This is a genomic window from Pseudomonas sp. PB101, assembly GCF_009764265.1.
Lineage (GTDB): Bacteria > Pseudomonadota > Gammaproteobacteria > Pseudomonadales > Pseudomonadaceae > Aquipseudomonas.
Window position 1 is genome coordinate 78,987 of sequence record NZ_RWIR01000011.1, and the last position, 15,670, is coordinate 94,656.

12 protein-coding genes are annotated in these 15,670 nt (G+C 62.0%); 7 read left to right on the forward strand and 5 right to left on the reverse strand.

Annotation, left to right across the window (positions count from 1 at the left end; translation table 11 throughout):
* Window positions 1–1,017: a phosphotransferase enzyme family protein gene (locus EI969_RS03395; protein WP_160385931.1), complete on the forward strand. Its 1,017-nt coding sequence runs from the start codon at window positions 1–3 to the stop codon at window positions 1,015–1,017.
* Window positions 1,018–1,054: 37 nt separating this feature from the next.
* Here the strand turns inward: EI969_RS03395 and EI969_RS03400 are convergent, their stop codons facing one another.
* Window positions 1,055–1,366, reverse strand: a complete 312-nt coding sequence (locus EI969_RS03400; RefSeq protein ID WP_160385932.1) for a DUF6124 family protein — start codon at window positions 1,364–1,366, stop codon at window positions 1,055–1,057.
* Between the two features lie 346 nt (window positions 1,367–1,712).
* Window positions 1,713–2,795, reverse strand: coding sequence for a sigma-54-dependent Fis family transcriptional regulator (locus EI969_RS03405; protein ID WP_160385933.1), 1,083 nt, complete (start codon window positions 2,793–2,795; stop codon window positions 1,713–1,715).
* 429 nt (window positions 2,796–3,224) lie between these two features.
* Here EI969_RS03405 and EI969_RS03410 point away from each other — a divergent pair, with 429 nt between their 5' ends.
* The 6 genes from EI969_RS03410 to EI969_RS03435 all read left to right on the forward strand — a co-directional run bounded on the left by EI969_RS03410 (window position 3,225) and on the right by EI969_RS03435 (window position 12,206).
* On the forward strand, window positions 3,225–4,298 hold the full coding sequence (locus EI969_RS03410) for an ABC transporter substrate-binding protein (RefSeq protein ID WP_160385934.1): 1,074 nt from the start codon (window positions 3,225–3,227) through the stop codon (window positions 4,296–4,298).
* Between the two features lie 14 nt (window positions 4,299–4,312).
* Window positions 4,313–5,536, forward strand: coding sequence for a lipase family protein (locus EI969_RS03415; RefSeq protein WP_160385935.1), 1,224 nt, complete (start codon window positions 4,313–4,315; stop codon window positions 5,534–5,536).
* 15 nt (window positions 5,537–5,551) lie between these two features.
* Window positions 5,552–6,760 (forward strand): LLM class flavin-dependent oxidoreductase, encoded by a 1,209-nt coding sequence (locus tag EI969_RS03420; protein WP_160385936.1) that lies wholly within the window; start codon window positions 5,552–5,554, stop codon window positions 6,758–6,760.
* A gap of 4 nt (window positions 6,761–6,764) precedes the next feature.
* Window positions 6,765–8,351, forward strand: coding sequence for an ABC transporter substrate-binding protein (locus EI969_RS03425; protein ID WP_160385937.1), 1,587 nt, complete (start codon window positions 6,765–6,767; stop codon window positions 8,349–8,351).
* Window positions 8,352–8,497: 146 nt separating this feature from the next.
* Window positions 8,498–11,080, forward strand: a complete 2,583-nt coding sequence (locus EI969_RS03430) for a TonB-dependent receptor plug domain-containing protein (protein WP_160385938.1) — start codon at window positions 8,498–8,500, stop codon at window positions 11,078–11,080.
* A 40-nt stretch (window positions 11,081–11,120) separates the two neighbouring features.
* Window positions 11,121–12,206 carry an LLM class flavin-dependent oxidoreductase gene (locus EI969_RS03435; RefSeq protein ID WP_160385939.1) on the forward strand — a complete coding sequence of 362 codons (1,086 nt, stop codon included), beginning with the start codon at window positions 11,121–11,123 and terminating at the stop codon, window positions 12,204–12,206.
* A gap of 111 nt (window positions 12,207–12,317) precedes the next feature.
* Here the strand turns inward: EI969_RS03435 and EI969_RS03440 are convergent, their stop codons facing one another.
* From EI969_RS03440 to EI969_RS03450, 3 genes are all read right to left on the reverse strand, one after another.
* A complete protein-coding gene (locus EI969_RS03440) occupies window positions 12,318–12,776 on the reverse strand; it encodes a transposase (RefSeq protein WP_160385940.1) in 459 nt (152 codons plus the stop codon).
* 229 nt (window positions 12,777–13,005) lie between these two features.
* Entirely contained in the window at window positions 13,006–14,820 is a 1,815-nt protein-coding gene (locus EI969_RS03445) for an ABC transporter ATP-binding protein (protein ID WP_160385941.1), read from the reverse strand.
* Entirely contained in the window at window positions 14,817–15,662 is an 846-nt protein-coding gene (locus EI969_RS03450) for an ABC transporter permease (RefSeq protein WP_160385942.1), read from the reverse strand. Before EI969_RS03450 ends, EI969_RS03445 begins: the two co-directional genes overlap by 4 nt.
* Between the last annotated feature and the right edge of the window lie 8 nt (window positions 15,663–15,670).

Here is a 15,670-nt window from a genome sequence, read left to right on the forward strand (position 1 = left end):
ATGACTGAATTCCACACCCTCCCCCATGACCAGCAAGTCGCCCGACTGCACGAACTGGCGCGCCATGCCCTGCAACAGTGGGAAGGCGATTTCGCTGACATCGAACTGGTGAAATTCCGCGAGAACGCAGTGTTCTCCGCGCACCGCCACGATGGCCAGCGGGTAGCCCTGCGCATCCACCGCAATGGCTATCACTGCGAAGCCGCGCTGCGTTCCGAGCTGCAATGGATGGAAGCCCTGGCCGGTGCCGGCATCACCGTGCCGCAAATCATCCGTGCGCAGAATGAAAGCCATCTGATCGAAGTCACCCATCAAGCCATCGGCGAACCGCGCCACATCGACATGCTCGCCTGGCTGCCCGGTGCGACTGCCGGCACGTCCGAAGCAGGGGTGCAGGCCGATACCGAAATCGATTTCCTGTTCCGTGAAGCCGGGGCGATCGCCGCACGGATTCACCTGCATTCGGCGCAGTGGCAACAGCCGGACGAGTTTGTCCGGCATGCCTGGGACGAGGAAGGCTTGATCGGCGCCAACCCGTTCTGGGGGCGTTTCTGGGAGCTAGCGCAGCTCAGCGATGAGCAGCGGGACCTGCTGCAACAGGCCCGGCGCACGGCGCGCAAGGACTTGCGCCAATACGGCCGGCACCTGGGCAATTTCGGCATGATCCACGCCGACCTGGTACCGGAAAACCTGCTGATCGAAGGCCCGCGCCTGCGCCTGATCGACTTCGACGATGCCGGGTTCGGCTGGCACATGTTCGAATTGGCCACGGCGCTGTACTTCTGCCTGGATGACCCGCGTTACGAGCAGATCAAGGCGGCATTGCTCGATGGGTACAACGCGGTAAAACCACTGACCGAGGCGGATCGCAAGACCCTGGCGCTGTTCCTGATGCTGCGCGGCACCACGTATCTTGGCTGGATTCACACCCGCCAGGGCACGCCGACAGCGATCGAGATGGCGCCGATGCTGATTGAGCGGGCGTGTGTGTTGGCTCGCGGGTATTTGCAGGCCTGATACATCGCCATCGCGAGCAAGCTCGCTCCCACAGGGGTCAACTGTGTGACGCAGATTCCAGCGGATCGAGCCTGTCCAACACCCGATTCACCGCCAACTCCCCCAGCATGATCACTTGCGCGATACCCAGCAGGGTGTTGCGGTGCGTGCCTTCCAGGAAGCCCGCCAGGTCATGGGCCATGACGTTCGCAGACGCCAGCGATTCGCAAGCGTGGACCAGCAGGGTTTCGGTGTCGATGTCGGGGTTGATGGTGAACAGGGTGGAGGGTTTGTGCGGGGTGGCCATGATGTGCAGGGCCGGGTTGGGGCAAGTGTCGTTGTCCGGTGGATCGGGGGTAACTTTCAACATGATTCGAACTCCAGAAACTTGGAGCCGTCACCGAATCGCTGCTAAACGAAGGGGTGGCGGCTGTACGCAGGTTAGCAGACCGGGGAGACTCGAAACCGGCGCGCCCGAAGACGCCCTGCGCACAGCTGCCATCAAGTGCAGGGATGGGGAATACCTGACTTATTGGACTGCCAATGCGCTTCAAGTCACCACGGGCTGCTAAACCCGATCACTGGGAATCAGTGACGCGGACCAAGTTACCGATGGCCTCCAAGGCGCACAAGCCGGCGGATTCTGGCGTAGCTGTAGGCAATGCCGCAAGGTGCTGTAGCTTGCAGGACGTTACGCCTACAGCCGTTAAACATGCTCACGACTCCCCGACCGACAATGGCTTGCTCAGCTCACCAATCTTTTCCAGCCGCGCCCGAACGATATTGCGGCTGATGTTCAGCAACCGTCCGGTCTGCAACTGGTTGCCATGGCAGAATCGGTAAGCTGCGCGAAAGATGGTCTCCTCGATGTGTTCATACAGGTCTGGAATGTTCTGTTCAAACAGTGCGTTGAGCGCCGCTTCCAGGTTTACCGGTCCGGCAACGGCATGTCCCGTTTGCACCGCCTGCTCCTGCTCATGGCGGATGCCCGAGGAACGCATGTCCACCAGGTGCAGATCCGCGGGAGCGACCCGCTGATTGCGGCACACCAGCAACGCATGGTGAATCGAGTTTTCCAGCTCGCGGATGTTGCCCGGCCAACTGTGCTCCAGCAGTTTGCGTTCCGCCTCGATGCTCAACGTGGCGCGGTTGTAGCCCAGTCGCTGGCAATGTTCTTCGAGGAAAAACTCAGCCAGCGGCAGGATGTCTCCCGGCCGTTCGCGCAAGGGTGGAAGGCGAATCGTGGCGACGTGCAAACGGTAGAAAAGATCCTCGCGAAAGTGCCCGGCAACCACCGCATCCGCCAGGTTGACGTTGGTCGCGGCCACCAGGCGTACGTTGATTGGAATGGGCGTACGCGACCCCAGGCGCACCACTTCACGTTCCTGCAAGACCCGCAGTAACTTGACCTGCATGTTCAACGGCAGATCACCGATTTCATCGAGGAACAGCGTCCCGCCATTCGCGGCTTCGAACCAACCGGCCTTGGTCGTGGTGGCGCCAGTGAACGCGCCTTTTTCATGCCCGAACAGTTCACTTTCCACCAGGGTTTCGGCAAAGGCACCGCAGTTGACGGCAACAAAGGGTTCACGCCCCCTGCGGCTCAGGTGGTGGATATGCCTTGCGACCAGTTCCTTGCCGGTTCCGGTTTCACCAATGATCAGCGTATTGGCTTCACTCGGGGCCAGGCGCTCGATGCGGCTGAGCAGTTCCTGGGAGCGCGGGTCCTTGAACACCAGGACGGTGGCCCGGACCGACTTGGTCAGTTCGCGAGCGTTTGGATGAGTGATCAGCGACATGGTGCATTCCTGGCAGTAAAAGCGCGTGCTCAATAGTGCATGAAGATTGTTAGACTAAAAAATTATTAATTAGTATTTACATATTCCTAATATGAATATGCCAGTCAATTGTTCCTGGCCTGCTGCCAGAGCAGCAATTGGCAAGCATCAGCCTGCTTGCAGATCAGCACCCTGCCCGCTTCAGCACTACCACCCACTCCCCTACAAGCCCCGCCGCAAAAGGCCTACAGCCGTTTTCTCGAGCGATGGCATGCAATCTGCTCTGTCCCCTCCCACCACTCATAAACGACACGCCCCCCTGTAGGAGCTGGCTTGCTAGCGATGGCGTCCGCAAAAGCGCTGCAAGGCTCGAAGGCCTCATCGCCAGCAAGCCGGCTCCTACAAGGGCAATCGCGTGGTTTTTCGTACAGTCGACTCAGGGAGATTTCAATGAAACGTTTCTGGCGCAACAGCCTGGTCGCATTGACCGGTTTACTGCTCAGTGCCACCGCACTGGCCGAACAGGCACCGGCTTCGGTGAAGATCGCCATCGTTGCCTACACGCAGGGTGGCAAGCCGGTGTTTGGCGGTATCGCCGGCCGAGTGATCGAGGACGGCTGGCTTGAACAGCAACTGAGCCAACGCGGCGTCAAACTTGACTGGATCGCCCTGCCCCACGCCGGCGCCGGTCCGCAGATCAACGAAGGCTTCAGCAACAACAGCATCGACTTCGCCGTGCGCGGCGACCTGCCCTCGGTGATCGCCGGCGCGGGTGGCGTGCCGGGCAAGCTGATCGTCCCGGGTGGCAGCGGCAACAATATCTATCTGGTGGTTCCGGCCGGCTCCGAGGCCAAGAGCATTGAAGACCTCAAGGGCAAGCGCCTGGCCCTGCATCGCGGTCGTCCCTGGGAGTTCGCCTTCAGCAACTTCCTCGCCAGCAAAGGCCTGAAGCTCGACGATTTCAAGATCGCCAATCTCAATCCACAAGTGGGCGCAGCGGCGGTGTCCGCCGGCAAAGTGGATGCGGCAGTGCTGCTCAGCGAGGCCTATGCCCTGGAAGACAAGGGCGTGGGCAGGATTCTCTGGTCGACCAAACAAGGTGCCAACGACTGGCGCCTGGTGTCGGATCTCTGGGGTACCGACAGTTTCGTCGCACAACATCCGGACATCACTCAGCTACTGGCGACGGCCTGGGTCAAGGCAGCGTGGTGGATTTCCCAGGAACAGAATCAGGACGCCTACTACCAGCTTTCCTCCCGCGCAGGCACGGCAGAAAGCGTGCTGCGCCGCGATGACTCGGACGATCCCGTGGCCTGGAAAGAGCGCTGGGCACCGAAGAGCGATCAACAGCTCAAGGCCCACTACCAGGCACTCACAGCCTATGCGTTGGCCAATCACCTGATTCGCGACAACTACGACATCACCCCATCGCTGGCCACCGGTTTTACCAACCAGGCGCTGATCGATCTGAAGCTCACCGACTACTGGCCGGCCCTGCGTGGCCAGGTCAGCAACAATCCATGAATAGGGAATTTGTGATGAAACTGCCGCAAAAATTCGTCTTCGGCCTGAGTGTCCTCGCGCTGTCCATGAGTGCCATGGCCGCAGGTGCACACGCGCCCAAACCCGACCCGCTGCAAGGTGATGGCCGCGTCTCGGCCTTCTACACCTGGCAAGAGACGATCCCGTCGACGCCGGGCAAGCTTCTGCGCAGCGAGCCATTGGAAAAAACATTGAGCCTGCCCAACGCGGCCAGCGCTCAACGGATTCTCTACAGCTCAACCGACGGCGTTGATAACAAGACCCCGATCGTGGTGTCGGGCACCTTGTTCCTGCCCAAGGGCAAGGCGCCCGCCGGTGGTTGGCCGGTCGCCAGTTGGGGGCACGGCACGGTCGGTGTCGCGGACGTTTGTGCGCCGTCCTGGCAAGGCCGGTCCTATCGCGACGTGCAGTACCTCAGCCGCTGGCTGGACGAAGGTTATGCCATTGTCGCCACCGATTATCAGGGCCTCGGCGTACCCGGTGGCCATCCGTTGCTGAACAATCGCATGGCCGCCTACGGCATTCTCGATGCGGCCAAGGCCGTGGTCGCCGGCGTTCCGGGGCTGGCCAACAAAGTGTTGATCGTCGGTCAGTCCCAGGGCGGTGCGGGTGCGTTCGCCTCGGCGGCCTATGCCCCGACTTATGCGCCCGACCTCGGCGTCAAAGGCAGCATCGGCACCGGCGTGATTTACACCGTGGGCGCGAAAAACGTCGGTGAACAGGACCCGGACAAAGTCGATGCGTCCCTCGCCTACGGTTTCTACACCTTGCTGGCTGCCCAGCAGTACGACCCAAGCATCAACCCCAGGGACTTCTACACCGACAAGGCATTGCCACTGTTCGAGCAGGCCCGCACCAGTTGCCTGGCGGCGTTGGTCAGCGACGTGATCGGCGTCGGCCTGACCCCGGCCAATGCGAAAAAGGACTACAAGGGCGACCAGCTTGCCCTGTGGCAGAAACAAGTGTCCTACCCGACGCTGAAACTGGCCCAGCCGATTTTCATCGGCACCGGTGCCGAGGACAAAACCCCGGCGGCCTCGACCCAGGTTGCGCTGATGCAGGACGCCTGCAAAACCGGCTCGGTGGTTGAGGGCCATCTCTACAAAGGGCTGGGCCACAGCGAAACGGTCAACGCCTCGCTCAAGGACTCGGTGCCCTTCGCCCACAAGGTCATCAACGACCAGCCCATCACCCCGATCTGCAGCCCCACTGTGCAGTGAGACGGAGCCCTCGACATGAGCATTGAATTTTTCACTCGCCTGCCCCTGCATGGCGAAACCCAGTTCCTCCCCGGCGACCCGCGCAACCGTGGCGACTGGCACCGTGGCGGCCCGAGTACCGGCGCGGTCTCGGCGTTCAGCGTGGGCGATCACTTCACCTACATCGATTACCTGGGGCAGATCGCCAGGGCCGCAGAGATCAACGGTTTCGGCGGCGCCCTGATGGTCAATGCGCCCTCCGGCGAGGAGCCCTGGACAGTCTGCTCATTGCTGGCCCGGGAAACCCGCACGCTGAAATTCGTCACGGCGTTCCAGCCCTATCACTACACGCCGTGGGTGGCGGTGCAACAAGCCGCGACCTATCAGCGCGCCACTGGCAATCGCCTGGTCTGGAACATCATCAACGGCGGCTCGGACGCGATTCAGCGCCAGGTCGGTGACTTCAGCGACCACGATGAGCGCTATGAACGGGCCATCGAGTTCATGGATGTGGTCAAGGGCTATTGGCACAACGAGAACTTCCACTACGAGGGCAAGTTCTACAAAGCCGAAGGCGGTGGTTTGCGCGGGCCATTGAAGAAAGCCGAATTGCCACTGATCTGCACCGCCGGTTCATCGGTCCCGGCCCGGGAGTTCGCGGCCAAACATGCCGACTTCTACCTGATGCGCGCCGAGCATCCGGATGAAATTGCCGCGCTGATTGCCGACATTCGCGAGCGTGCCTTGAAGTACGGGCGCACCGACATTCGTTTTGGCTTGTCGATCGACGTGATCACCCGGGAGACCGAGGAACTGGCCCGCACCGAAGCCAAGCGGTTCTTCGACGAAGGCATCGCCAGAGGCGCGGTCAAGGCTGTGGCGGCCCATGCCGGTCTGCGCACCGCGCGCAAGCTCAGCTACGAAAACCAATTCGCGCAAAAGGCCGAGACCCAAGGCTTCGACGACTTCTTCATCCACCCCAACGTCTGGACCGGCTTCGGCTACATCGGCATTCCGCCCGGTTGCGCGCTGGTGGGCAGCTACGAAAATGTCGTAGCGCGAATTCGCGAGTACAACGCCATCGGCATCGATCTGTTCTTCCTCGCCGGCTACCCGCACCTGGAAGAAGCCTATCGCCTGGGCGAACACATCCTCCCGCACTTTCGCACTGAGCGCGTCCAGCTGAGTCGCCCGTCAGAAGCGCCGCTGGAGCTGCGTTCCGCCAACGGCCCGGCCGGAGCCTGATGCCATGAGCGACGATCACTCATTATTCAGCCGCCGGGATTTTCTCGGCCACAGCGCGCTGCTGGGCGGTGGGTTGCTGCTCGGTGGCGGACTGCTCGCCGGCTGCGGCCCGAGCAGTGACAAACCGGCCGTGGCCGTCGCCACCGACGACAAGCCGCGTTACGGCGGACGTCTGCGCCTGGGTATTCTCGACGGTAACCAGAGCGGTAACCTCGACGCGCACAAGCCCATCGGCAGCGGCATCGTTCGCGGCTTTGCCCTGTACAGCAAACTGTGGGAATGGGACGAGCAGATGCAGCCGCGCCTGGCCCTGGCCGAATTCGCCGAGCCGAATGCCGATGCCAGCAGCTGGACCCTGCGCCTGCGCCCGGACCTGGAATTCCACCATGGCAAGACCATCGACGCCGATGACCTGATTTTCTCCATCCGCCGCCTCACCGACCCGCAGCTGGCCTCGCCCTATGCCGCGCTGTTGCACTGGGTAGACCGCGACAACCTGGTCAAGCTCGACTCGCGCACCGTGCGCCTGAACTTTCGTGAAGGCCGCAGCTACATGCCGCTGGCGGAAACCTGGGTCAACTTTGGCGGGATCGTGCCGGTGGACTATCACCCGGTGTCCAACCCGGTGGGCGCCGGCCCCTACAAACTGAAAAGCTTCACTCCCGGCCAGCGTTCGCTGTTCACGCGGTTCGAGAACTACTACAAGGACGGCAAGCCGTACGCCGATGAGCTGGAAATCATCGACTTCAAGGATCAGGTATCGCGCCTGGCGGCACTGCGCTCCGGGCAAATCGACATGGCCAACGTGATGCCCACCGAACAGCTGGAGGTATTGCAGCGCGATCCACGCCTGAAAGTAGTCAAATCGGTGACCGGCAACTGGCTGTCGTTCGACATGAACCTCGACAAACCGCCATTCAACGACCCACGGGTACGCGAGGCATTCCGCCTGTTGGCCGACCGGGAGGAGCTGGTGCGCCGGGCGCTCAATGGTCAGGGACGCGTGGCCAATGACCTGTACGCACCCAGCGATCCCACCTTCAACCACAGCCTGGGGCCGCGCCCTCACGACCCGCAGCGGGCGGCGCAACTGCTCAAGGAAGCCGGGCATGAAAACCTTGAACTGGAACTGGTGACGACACCGGGTCCGGGACTGACTTCAGCGCTGGTGCTGGCCGAACAGGCCAAGCGCATTGGCGTGACCCTCAAGGTCAAGCAGGTCGATCTGGCTACATTCCAGGGGCCGTTGCGCAACGACTGGACGCTGAGTACCGGCGGCAGCATCGGTGCGCCATTCCTGGCCAGCGCGATTCACACCGACGCGCCGTTTGCCGTGTCGAACAAGACCCATTTCAACGACCCGCAGTTCAGCGAGCTGTTTCTGGCGGCCATGGCCCAGCCCGACCTGGAGAAGCGCAAGGCCCTGGTCCACCAGGTCCAGCAGATCCAGTACGAACGCGGCGGCATGTTGATCTGGGGTTACGCCGATCTGCTCGACAGCGTGGCCAACCGCGTGGGTGGCGCGACGGCGGAGGAGTCGCTGTTCAGCACCTGGCGCTTTGAAAAACTCTGGTTGAGAGACACCGCATAACCAGACACCACCGACCCGTAGGAGCCGGCTTGCTGGCGATGGCAATGGTGGCCGTTATGACGCCATCGCCAGCAAGCCGGCTCCTACAGGGGCGATGTTGGCGTGTTTACGCAATTCAATGAATTCATCTTTCGAGGCACATTTTCATGCCCTCTATCGGCTTCGTTCGTCCCGCTTCTGGCCACGCTCTGGCATTGGTCATTGTTTCTACCCTGTCGACAGCAGCATTTGCCGCCGACACTCAACTGCAAACCGTCACCGTTCAAGCCAGCGCCGGCGATTCCGACGATGACGCCCTGCCCACCCGGCCGGAGTCTTCGATCTATGGAGGCATCGAAACCAAGGTGCTCGACACCCCGCGTTCGATCTCTCAGATCAATGCCGAACAGCTGGCCGACGACCCGATCCGCAGTGCCGACGACCTCGTCAAGTACGCGCCCGGCATTACCCGTGGCGGTGGCCAGAACGCCGGGATCGCGCCGCAATTTCGCGCCCAGGGTTCTGAAGTGTTCCAGGACGGGCAACGTGCCTACGGCGTGCGCCATCCGGCCAACTTCAACGCCTATGAAGGCGCCGACATCGTCGCCGGTCCGTCCTCGGTGACCTACGGCTCGGTGTCGGGCAGCGGCGGTTACGTCAATTACCTGAGCAAAAAGCCGAACTTCAGTGAATTCAAGACCAGGCTCAGTGGCGAGGTGGGCAGTTGGGTGCCTGACGGTGAATCCCGCGACGCCACTAAATTCAGCGTCGATAACACCGGCCCGCTGAGTGACAACCTGGCTTATCGGATCAGCATCACCAAACAGCGTCAGGAAGACTTCTACGACAACGTCGACAACAACTTCGACGCGTTCTACGGCGCCCTGGCCTGGCGCAACGACAACGTGCGCGTGGACTGGAATGCCAGTTACGACGACTACTACGACTACAACATCACCCACGGCTGGAACCGCGCCAACCAGGAACTGGTGGACAGCGGCAAGTATTACGCCGGACGGGCCACGCCGATCATCCAGAACGGCAACACGCTGTGGTCGCCGGTGCTGGCCTCCGGCGCGGCCGATGCGCCGACCCTGGGCTGGGTCAAACGCCAACGCAACGCACAAGGGAAATACAGCGTGGTCGACGGCAGTTTCCAGGCCGCCTCCCCCAACACCCGCAGCAACCCTGGCAGCCTGCGTGGCTGGGTCTACGACCCGACACTCGCCGGCAACGGCCTGACCTCCCTGTCGTCACAAACCGGCCAGCGCGATGAGGATGAAAACACTTCGCGACGCTTCACCACGCAACTGCGGGTGGAGGCCGACCTGACGCCGACCATCACCCTGGCCAACAACACGTTTTACCAACGCTCACGCGACATGACCGACGCCGTCGGCTCATTCCAGGTGCAGTCCAAGGACAACATTTTCGATAACCGCTTCGAGTTTCGCTCGCGCAACGAAACGCAGCTGGGCGGCTTGACCCTGCGTGATGACAGCAATACAGGGCTGATCTACCGCCGCGAATTCAACCAGTCGATCGCTGCCAACAACAGTTTCGGCTCGACCATCAATGCCTATGACCTGACACAGGACCCTTCGGGCAAGAACCCCGGGAGCCTTCTGGGATTGACCGGTTCCAACCCCGCCGGCGGTAACGCTGCCTGGATCGGCCAGGCTGGCGTACCACAGTTTTCCAACCTCTACGGCTGGCTGAACCTGCCGCCGATGTACCCGGCCGGTCATGGCTTGTACGCTGAATCCGTCGCGCCCTACACCGCTGAAAGCACCTGGACCACCCAGACATTGTTCACCCAGCACAACCTGCGCCTGGGTGAGCGAGTCGGCCTGAACATCGGCGCCAGCCGCAGCTGGATCGATGCCGAAATCGATAACCCGTTCGTGCTCGCCGGTGGCAACCCGCGCAAGGACAGTGACAACTATCGACTGTTTGCCTTTCAGGTCAGCCCCTACATCAAGCCGACCGAAAACAGCACGCTCTACTACACCTTCGATCGCTCCCTGGCCGTCAACACCGGGTTCTTCTCCAATGGCCTTGGCTGGGGCAGCGGCGCGGGCGCGAACCTGCTCAATCCGTTGGCGTTCGAAAGCCTGAGTGTCTTGCACGAAGTAGGGTTGAAAGTCGAAGCCGTGCCCAACGAATTGTTCATGACCCTGGCAGCGTTCAAGCAGGAGCGGGATCAATCACCCGACAGCAACAACAACATCGCGCGACTGGTGATCAAGGGCGTGGAGTCGAGCATTCGCTACCAGCCTGACGATCACCTGCGCACGGCGTTGAACCTTACGAAACTCACCGCCTACAACGAGTTCGCCTCCCAGGCCGGTTTTGCCTCGGCCGGCTTCATCCCCGACAACGGCACGGTGTTTGGGGACAACAACAGCCTCAACCAGCGGCCTTCGGGGCGTTTTGATGCGGTGCAGATTCCCGAATACACCGCCAGCGGCTACGTCGACTATCGCTTCGACTCAGGCTTTGGTGCCGAGCTGTCCGGGTGGTGGACCAGTAGCTGGTACCTGAACCTGAGCAAGACCGTGAAGGTCCCGGACGAGTACAACCTCGACCTCGCGGTTTACTACCGCCAGCCCCAATGGAGCACCACCGTGCGCGTGCTCAACCTGACCAACGAACTGAATTTCGTCAGTGGCCTGGCCGGCTCCACCAACACCTTCCTGCAACCCATGCCCGGTCGCACGTTGCTGGCCCAGGTCGACTACCAGTTCTGAACCCGCGGCCAACCCACTTATTTCCATCAGGAGTGTTCCCATGTCCATCGAATTTGTCGGCATGATTTTCCCCCGCCAGTGGTCCGAGACACGGGGTGTTCGCAGTCCGGATTTCGATCTGGAGTTTATCCGCCATCACGCCCGGGCCCACGAACACGCAGGTTTTGATCGGGTGCTGATCGCCAGTGGACCGGGCAGCGCCGACAGTTTGCAGATCGCCGCCTACGCCGCCGCGCACACCGAGCGCCTGGGATTCATGATCGCCCACCGACCGGCCCTCACCGCCCCGACCGTCGCCGCCAGGGCCTTTGCGACACTGGATCACACCACGGGCGGCGGACGGATTCGCCTGCATGCCATTACCGGCATCACCGCCGAACCCCAGGAAGGCGACTTCCTGCTGGACAAGACAGAGCGCTACAAACGTACCGATGAGTACCTGGAAATCGTCCGGCGAACCTGGACAGCCGAGGAGCCTTTTGACTTCGAAGGGCAGTACTTCAACATCAAGGGTGCGTTCTCGCCGGTCAAGCCGTTGCAGCAGCCGCACATTCCGATTTCCTTCGGCGGGTCTTCGGATATCGCCTATCAGATCGCGGTGAAACACGCGGACCTGTATGCCTTGTGGGGTGAGCCCTTGAGCGGTGTCGCCGAGCAGATCGGCAAGCTTCGTGCGGCCGCCAGCGCGGCGGGCGTGGAGGCGCCGAGGGTCAGTCTGTCCGTGCGCTTGATCCTGGGCGCGACCGAGGAACTGGCGTGGCAACGGGCGCAACAGATCCTTGAGCAGATCAAGGCCAACCCACAGTTTGCGGCCGGCAGCCCCTGGCAAAAACGCATCAAGGGCACCGGCTCCGAACGCCTGCTCGCCGCCGCCGCGGCGGGTGATCGTCATGACCGCGCGCTATGGATGCCCACCGCCACCGCCGTCGGTGCCTACGGCGACACCACCGCCTTGGTCGGCACCCCGGAAACCGTGGCTCAGGCCTTGCTCGACTACGTCGACCTGGGAGTGACCACATTTCTCAACCGTGGCTACGATCCGCTCTACGACACGGTTGATTACGGACGCTGGATCATCCCGGCGGTGCGCGAAGAGGCACGCCGGCGAAATGCGCGCGTTGCGTAAGCTCACCGACGCCATCGCCAGCAAGCCGGCTCCTACGGGTTCGGGTGTGCCAACACAATATCGGCACTGTAGGAGCCGGCTTGCTGGCGATGGCGTCACAACAGCCACCATCTACAGCCATTTGGCATCCCACAAAGAATAATCGTGCACGCGACTCACCAAGCCCGCACGTAACGGATTGGCAACGATGTATCGGGCCACAGCCTGTAAGTCCTCTTCCCGTCGAATTGCACGGTCGTGAAAACCTCTCTGCCATACCGGCCCCCTGCGGTTCAACGACGCATTTACCACCTGGGCGCTGCGGGATTTGGTGGCGAGCATCAACGCCGGTAACGTGCTGTTCTTCAGTTCGACCAGCCAATGGAAATGGTCGGGCATTACCACCCAAGCGAGTGAGTCGGCCCATTCTTCTGCATGGGCCTGGCGAAATTGATCCACCACCAGGCGCCCCATACGCCAATCAGCAAATAGCGGATCACGGTGATGAGTGACGGCAGTGAGCAAATAGATTTGTCCGGATTGGGAATAACGTCCGGTGCGAAGCCGATTGGCGTGAGGAAGTTCAGGCAATCCATTGCCCTCCTGTGTTCGAGACCGAAACACAAGGCTAGTGCGCCAGAATCAGGAACGTCGTCAAAGTCTGGTTCTGGATGTGACAGTACGACCGCCATCGCCAGCAAGCCGGCTCCTACGGGTTCGGGTGTGCCAACATAATATCGGCACACCCACGATCTGTAGGAGCCGGCTTGCTGGCGATGGCGGCATGACGTTCACCGCCGAATCGCTGACAAACCAGCACCTACAAAACGCCGCCCGCCAACGTCGGCGAGTTCTCCAGCAATGTGCGTGTATACGCCGCCTGCGGTTGATCCAGCACCTGATCCACCCGCCCCTGCTCCACCACACGGCCGGATTTCAATACCAACACCCGGTCGGCGATGGCGCGGACCACGCCCAGGTCATGGGTGACGAACAGCAGCGTCAGCCCTTCCCCTTGCAATTGCCGCAACAGCGCCAGGATCGACGCCTGTACCGAGACATCCAGGGCCGAGGTGATTTCATCGCAGATCAACAGCCTTGGCTCGCAGACCAATGCCCGGGCAATCGCTACGCGCTGGCGCTCCCCACCAGACAGGCTGTGGGGATACAGATCCGCCACCGACGCCGGTAGCGAAACCCGCTTGAGCACCGCCTCCACTCGCTCCCGTGCGGCAGCGCCCTTGATCCCGAAGAAATGCTCCAGAGGCGCGCTCAGGGTCTGGAAAACACTTTGCCGGGGGTTCAACGCCCGGTAGGGATTCTGGAAGATGTACTGGATCTGATGCCGTTGCGCCCCGTCACGCTGTCGCGCGGACAGGCTCAACAACCCGCCCGCATAAAACAGTTCGCCCTCGGCGTTTTCCCCCAACCCGGCAACGGCGCGTGCCAGGCTGGTCTTGCCCGAACCGGATTCGCCCACCAGCGCGAGGCATTCCCCGGCAGGCACCTGCAGAGAAACATCGAACAGTACCTGGCGGTCGTAGGCCACGTTCAGGTCCTTGATCTGCAACAGTGGCGTGCGCTCCACCGAGTCGGTGACCGGTGCAACGCAAGCTTGGGCAACCCGTTGCAAGGGTTGCAGGTGCGGGGCCAGGCAGGCCACCCGCTGCTGTGACGACAGGGCCTGCAATTGCGGCTCGAGCACCGAGCACGCCGCGAGGCGACGGGGGCACCGAGGCGCGAAGGCACACCCTTGTGGTCGCTGCCCCGGTGCCGGCGCATGCCCCGCAATCGCCGGCAAATCCCGGCGTTGCGCGACATCGGGAATCGCCGCCAGCAAACCTCGGGTATAGGGATGAGCCGGCTGATGGAACAGCATTTCGCGCTGTGCAACCTCGACGATACGCCCGGCATACATCACCATCACCCGGTCCACCAGGTCCTTGATCACCGCCAGGTCGTGGGACACATACACCGCAGCGATACCCTGGCTTTTGCACAACCGGCGCAAGGTGGCAAGGATGTGGGCCTGGGTGGTGACGTCCAGCGCTGTGGTCGGCTCATCAAGCACGATCAATGCCGGACGCAAGACAAAGGCCAGTGCCAACATCACCCGTTGCTGCTGTCCGCCGGACAGTTGATGGGGAAAGCGTCGCAGGAACTGCGCATCGTCGGGCAGACCGACATCACGCAAGGTCTCGACGATGCGCTGCTGTTGAGCGGCACGGTCCAGCTCAATCTGATGGGCACCCAGGGTTTCGCGCAGCAAACTGCCGATTCGCAGTGCCGGATTCAGGGCGGTCGCCGGGTCCTGGGCGACGTAGCCGATCAGGCTGCCGCGGGCCCGACGCAGGTCTTCGCCCTGCAGCGTCAGCAGCGATTGACCGGACACTTCGACTTCCCCGCCGACGATCCGCGCGCCCCTTCGGGCATGGGCCAGCAAGGCAGTGGCGAGGGTGGTCTTGCCGGAACCGGACTCGCCGACCAAGCCAAGAATTTCTCCGCGTTCAAGACTGAAGGTCACGCCGGACAGCACATCGATCTGCCCCGGTAACTCGACTCGCAGATCCCTTACCTGCAACACCTGCGCAGTCAGCGCAAGGGGGCGGGACTCGATCCCGGCAATGGCGTTCATGGCTGTTTTTCTCCGATCCTGGAACTGCTGCGACCGACGCCCTCGGCCAGAATGTTGGTGCCATAGGCAAAGATGCCAATCAGGGTGGCCGGCGCCAACACCGCCCAAGGCTGAACCAGCAACCCTGCCTGGTTCTCGTTGATCATCAACCCCCAATCGGCGGTCGGCGGCGCCACGCCGTAACCGAGAAAACTCAGGCCCGAGAGCATGCCCACGCCCCAGGTCAGCATGTTGCCGAAGTGCACCAGCAACGGTGTGAGGATGTTCGGCAGGATTTCCTTGAACAGAATCCGCCGCCTTGAATAGCCCATCATCTGCGCGGCCTCGACGAACTCCTGCCCGGCCACCGCCACCGCGCTGCCACGGGCCAGACGAATCACTCCCGGAGTGAACGCGATGGACACGGTCAGCACGATCAGCCAGGGCGCGCGACCCAGCATGGAGACGATCAACAGCACCAGAATCAGGTCGGGAAACGCCAGCGATACGTCCGCCAGCCAAGTGATCAATTGATCCAGGCGCCGCCGGGAAAATCCCGCCAACAGGCCTAGCGTGCTGCCCGCCAACAGTGCGATCGAAGCCGCCGCCACTGACATCCACAGCACCGACACGCCGCCACTGAGCAAGCGCGACAACACGTCATGCCCGAGAAAGTCATAACCCAGCAACGCCGCCCCCACGGGCGCGCCGTACACCGAACCAACCATTTCCGTCGGGCTGTGAGGTGCCAGCCACGGGCCAAGCAGCGCCAGCAGCACCACCGCGAGGGTGATCAGCGCGCCCTTGCGGGTTTGCGGTTGCGCCAGCCATGGCTGCCAGCGCGAAAATCGGGAGTCAGTCATGCATCACC

Coding starts and splice junctions, on each gene's coding strand:
- EI969_RS03425 (WP_160385937.1), top strand. CDS start 6,765: ATGAGCGACGATCACTCATTATTCAGCCGCCGGGATTTTCTCGGCCAC.
- EI969_RS03420 (WP_160385936.1), top strand. CDS start 5,552: ATGAGCATTGAATTTTTCACTCGCCTGCCCCTGCATGGCGAAACCCAG.
- EI969_RS03410 (WP_160385934.1), top strand. CDS start 3,225: ATGAAACGTTTCTGGCGCAACAGCCTGGTCGCATTGACCGGTTTACTG.
- EI969_RS03450 (WP_160385942.1), bottom strand. CDS start 15,662: ATGACTGACTCCCGATTTTCGCGCTGGCAGCCATGGCTGGCGCAACCG.
- EI969_RS03430 (WP_160385938.1), top strand. CDS start 8,498: ATGCCCTCTATCGGCTTCGTTCGTCCCGCTTCTGGCCACGCTCTGGCA.
- EI969_RS03445 (WP_160385941.1), bottom strand. CDS start 14,820: ATGAACGCCATTGCCGGGATCGAGTCCCGCCCCCTTGCGCTGACTGCG.
- EI969_RS03415 (WP_160385935.1), top strand. CDS start 4,313: ATGAAACTGCCGCAAAAATTCGTCTTCGGCCTGAGTGTCCTCGCGCTG.
- EI969_RS03405 (WP_160385933.1), bottom strand. CDS start 2,795: ATGTCGCTGATCACTCATCCAAACGCTCGCGAACTGACCAAGTCGGTC.
- EI969_RS03435 (WP_160385939.1), top strand. CDS start 11,121: ATGTCCATCGAATTTGTCGGCATGATTTTCCCCCGCCAGTGGTCCGAG.
- EI969_RS03395 (WP_160385931.1), top strand. CDS start 1: ATGACTGAATTCCACACCCTCCCCCATGACCAGCAAGTCGCCCGACTG.
- EI969_RS03400 (WP_160385932.1), bottom strand. CDS start 1,366: ATGTTGAAAGTTACCCCCGATCCACCGGACAACGACACTTGCCCCAAC.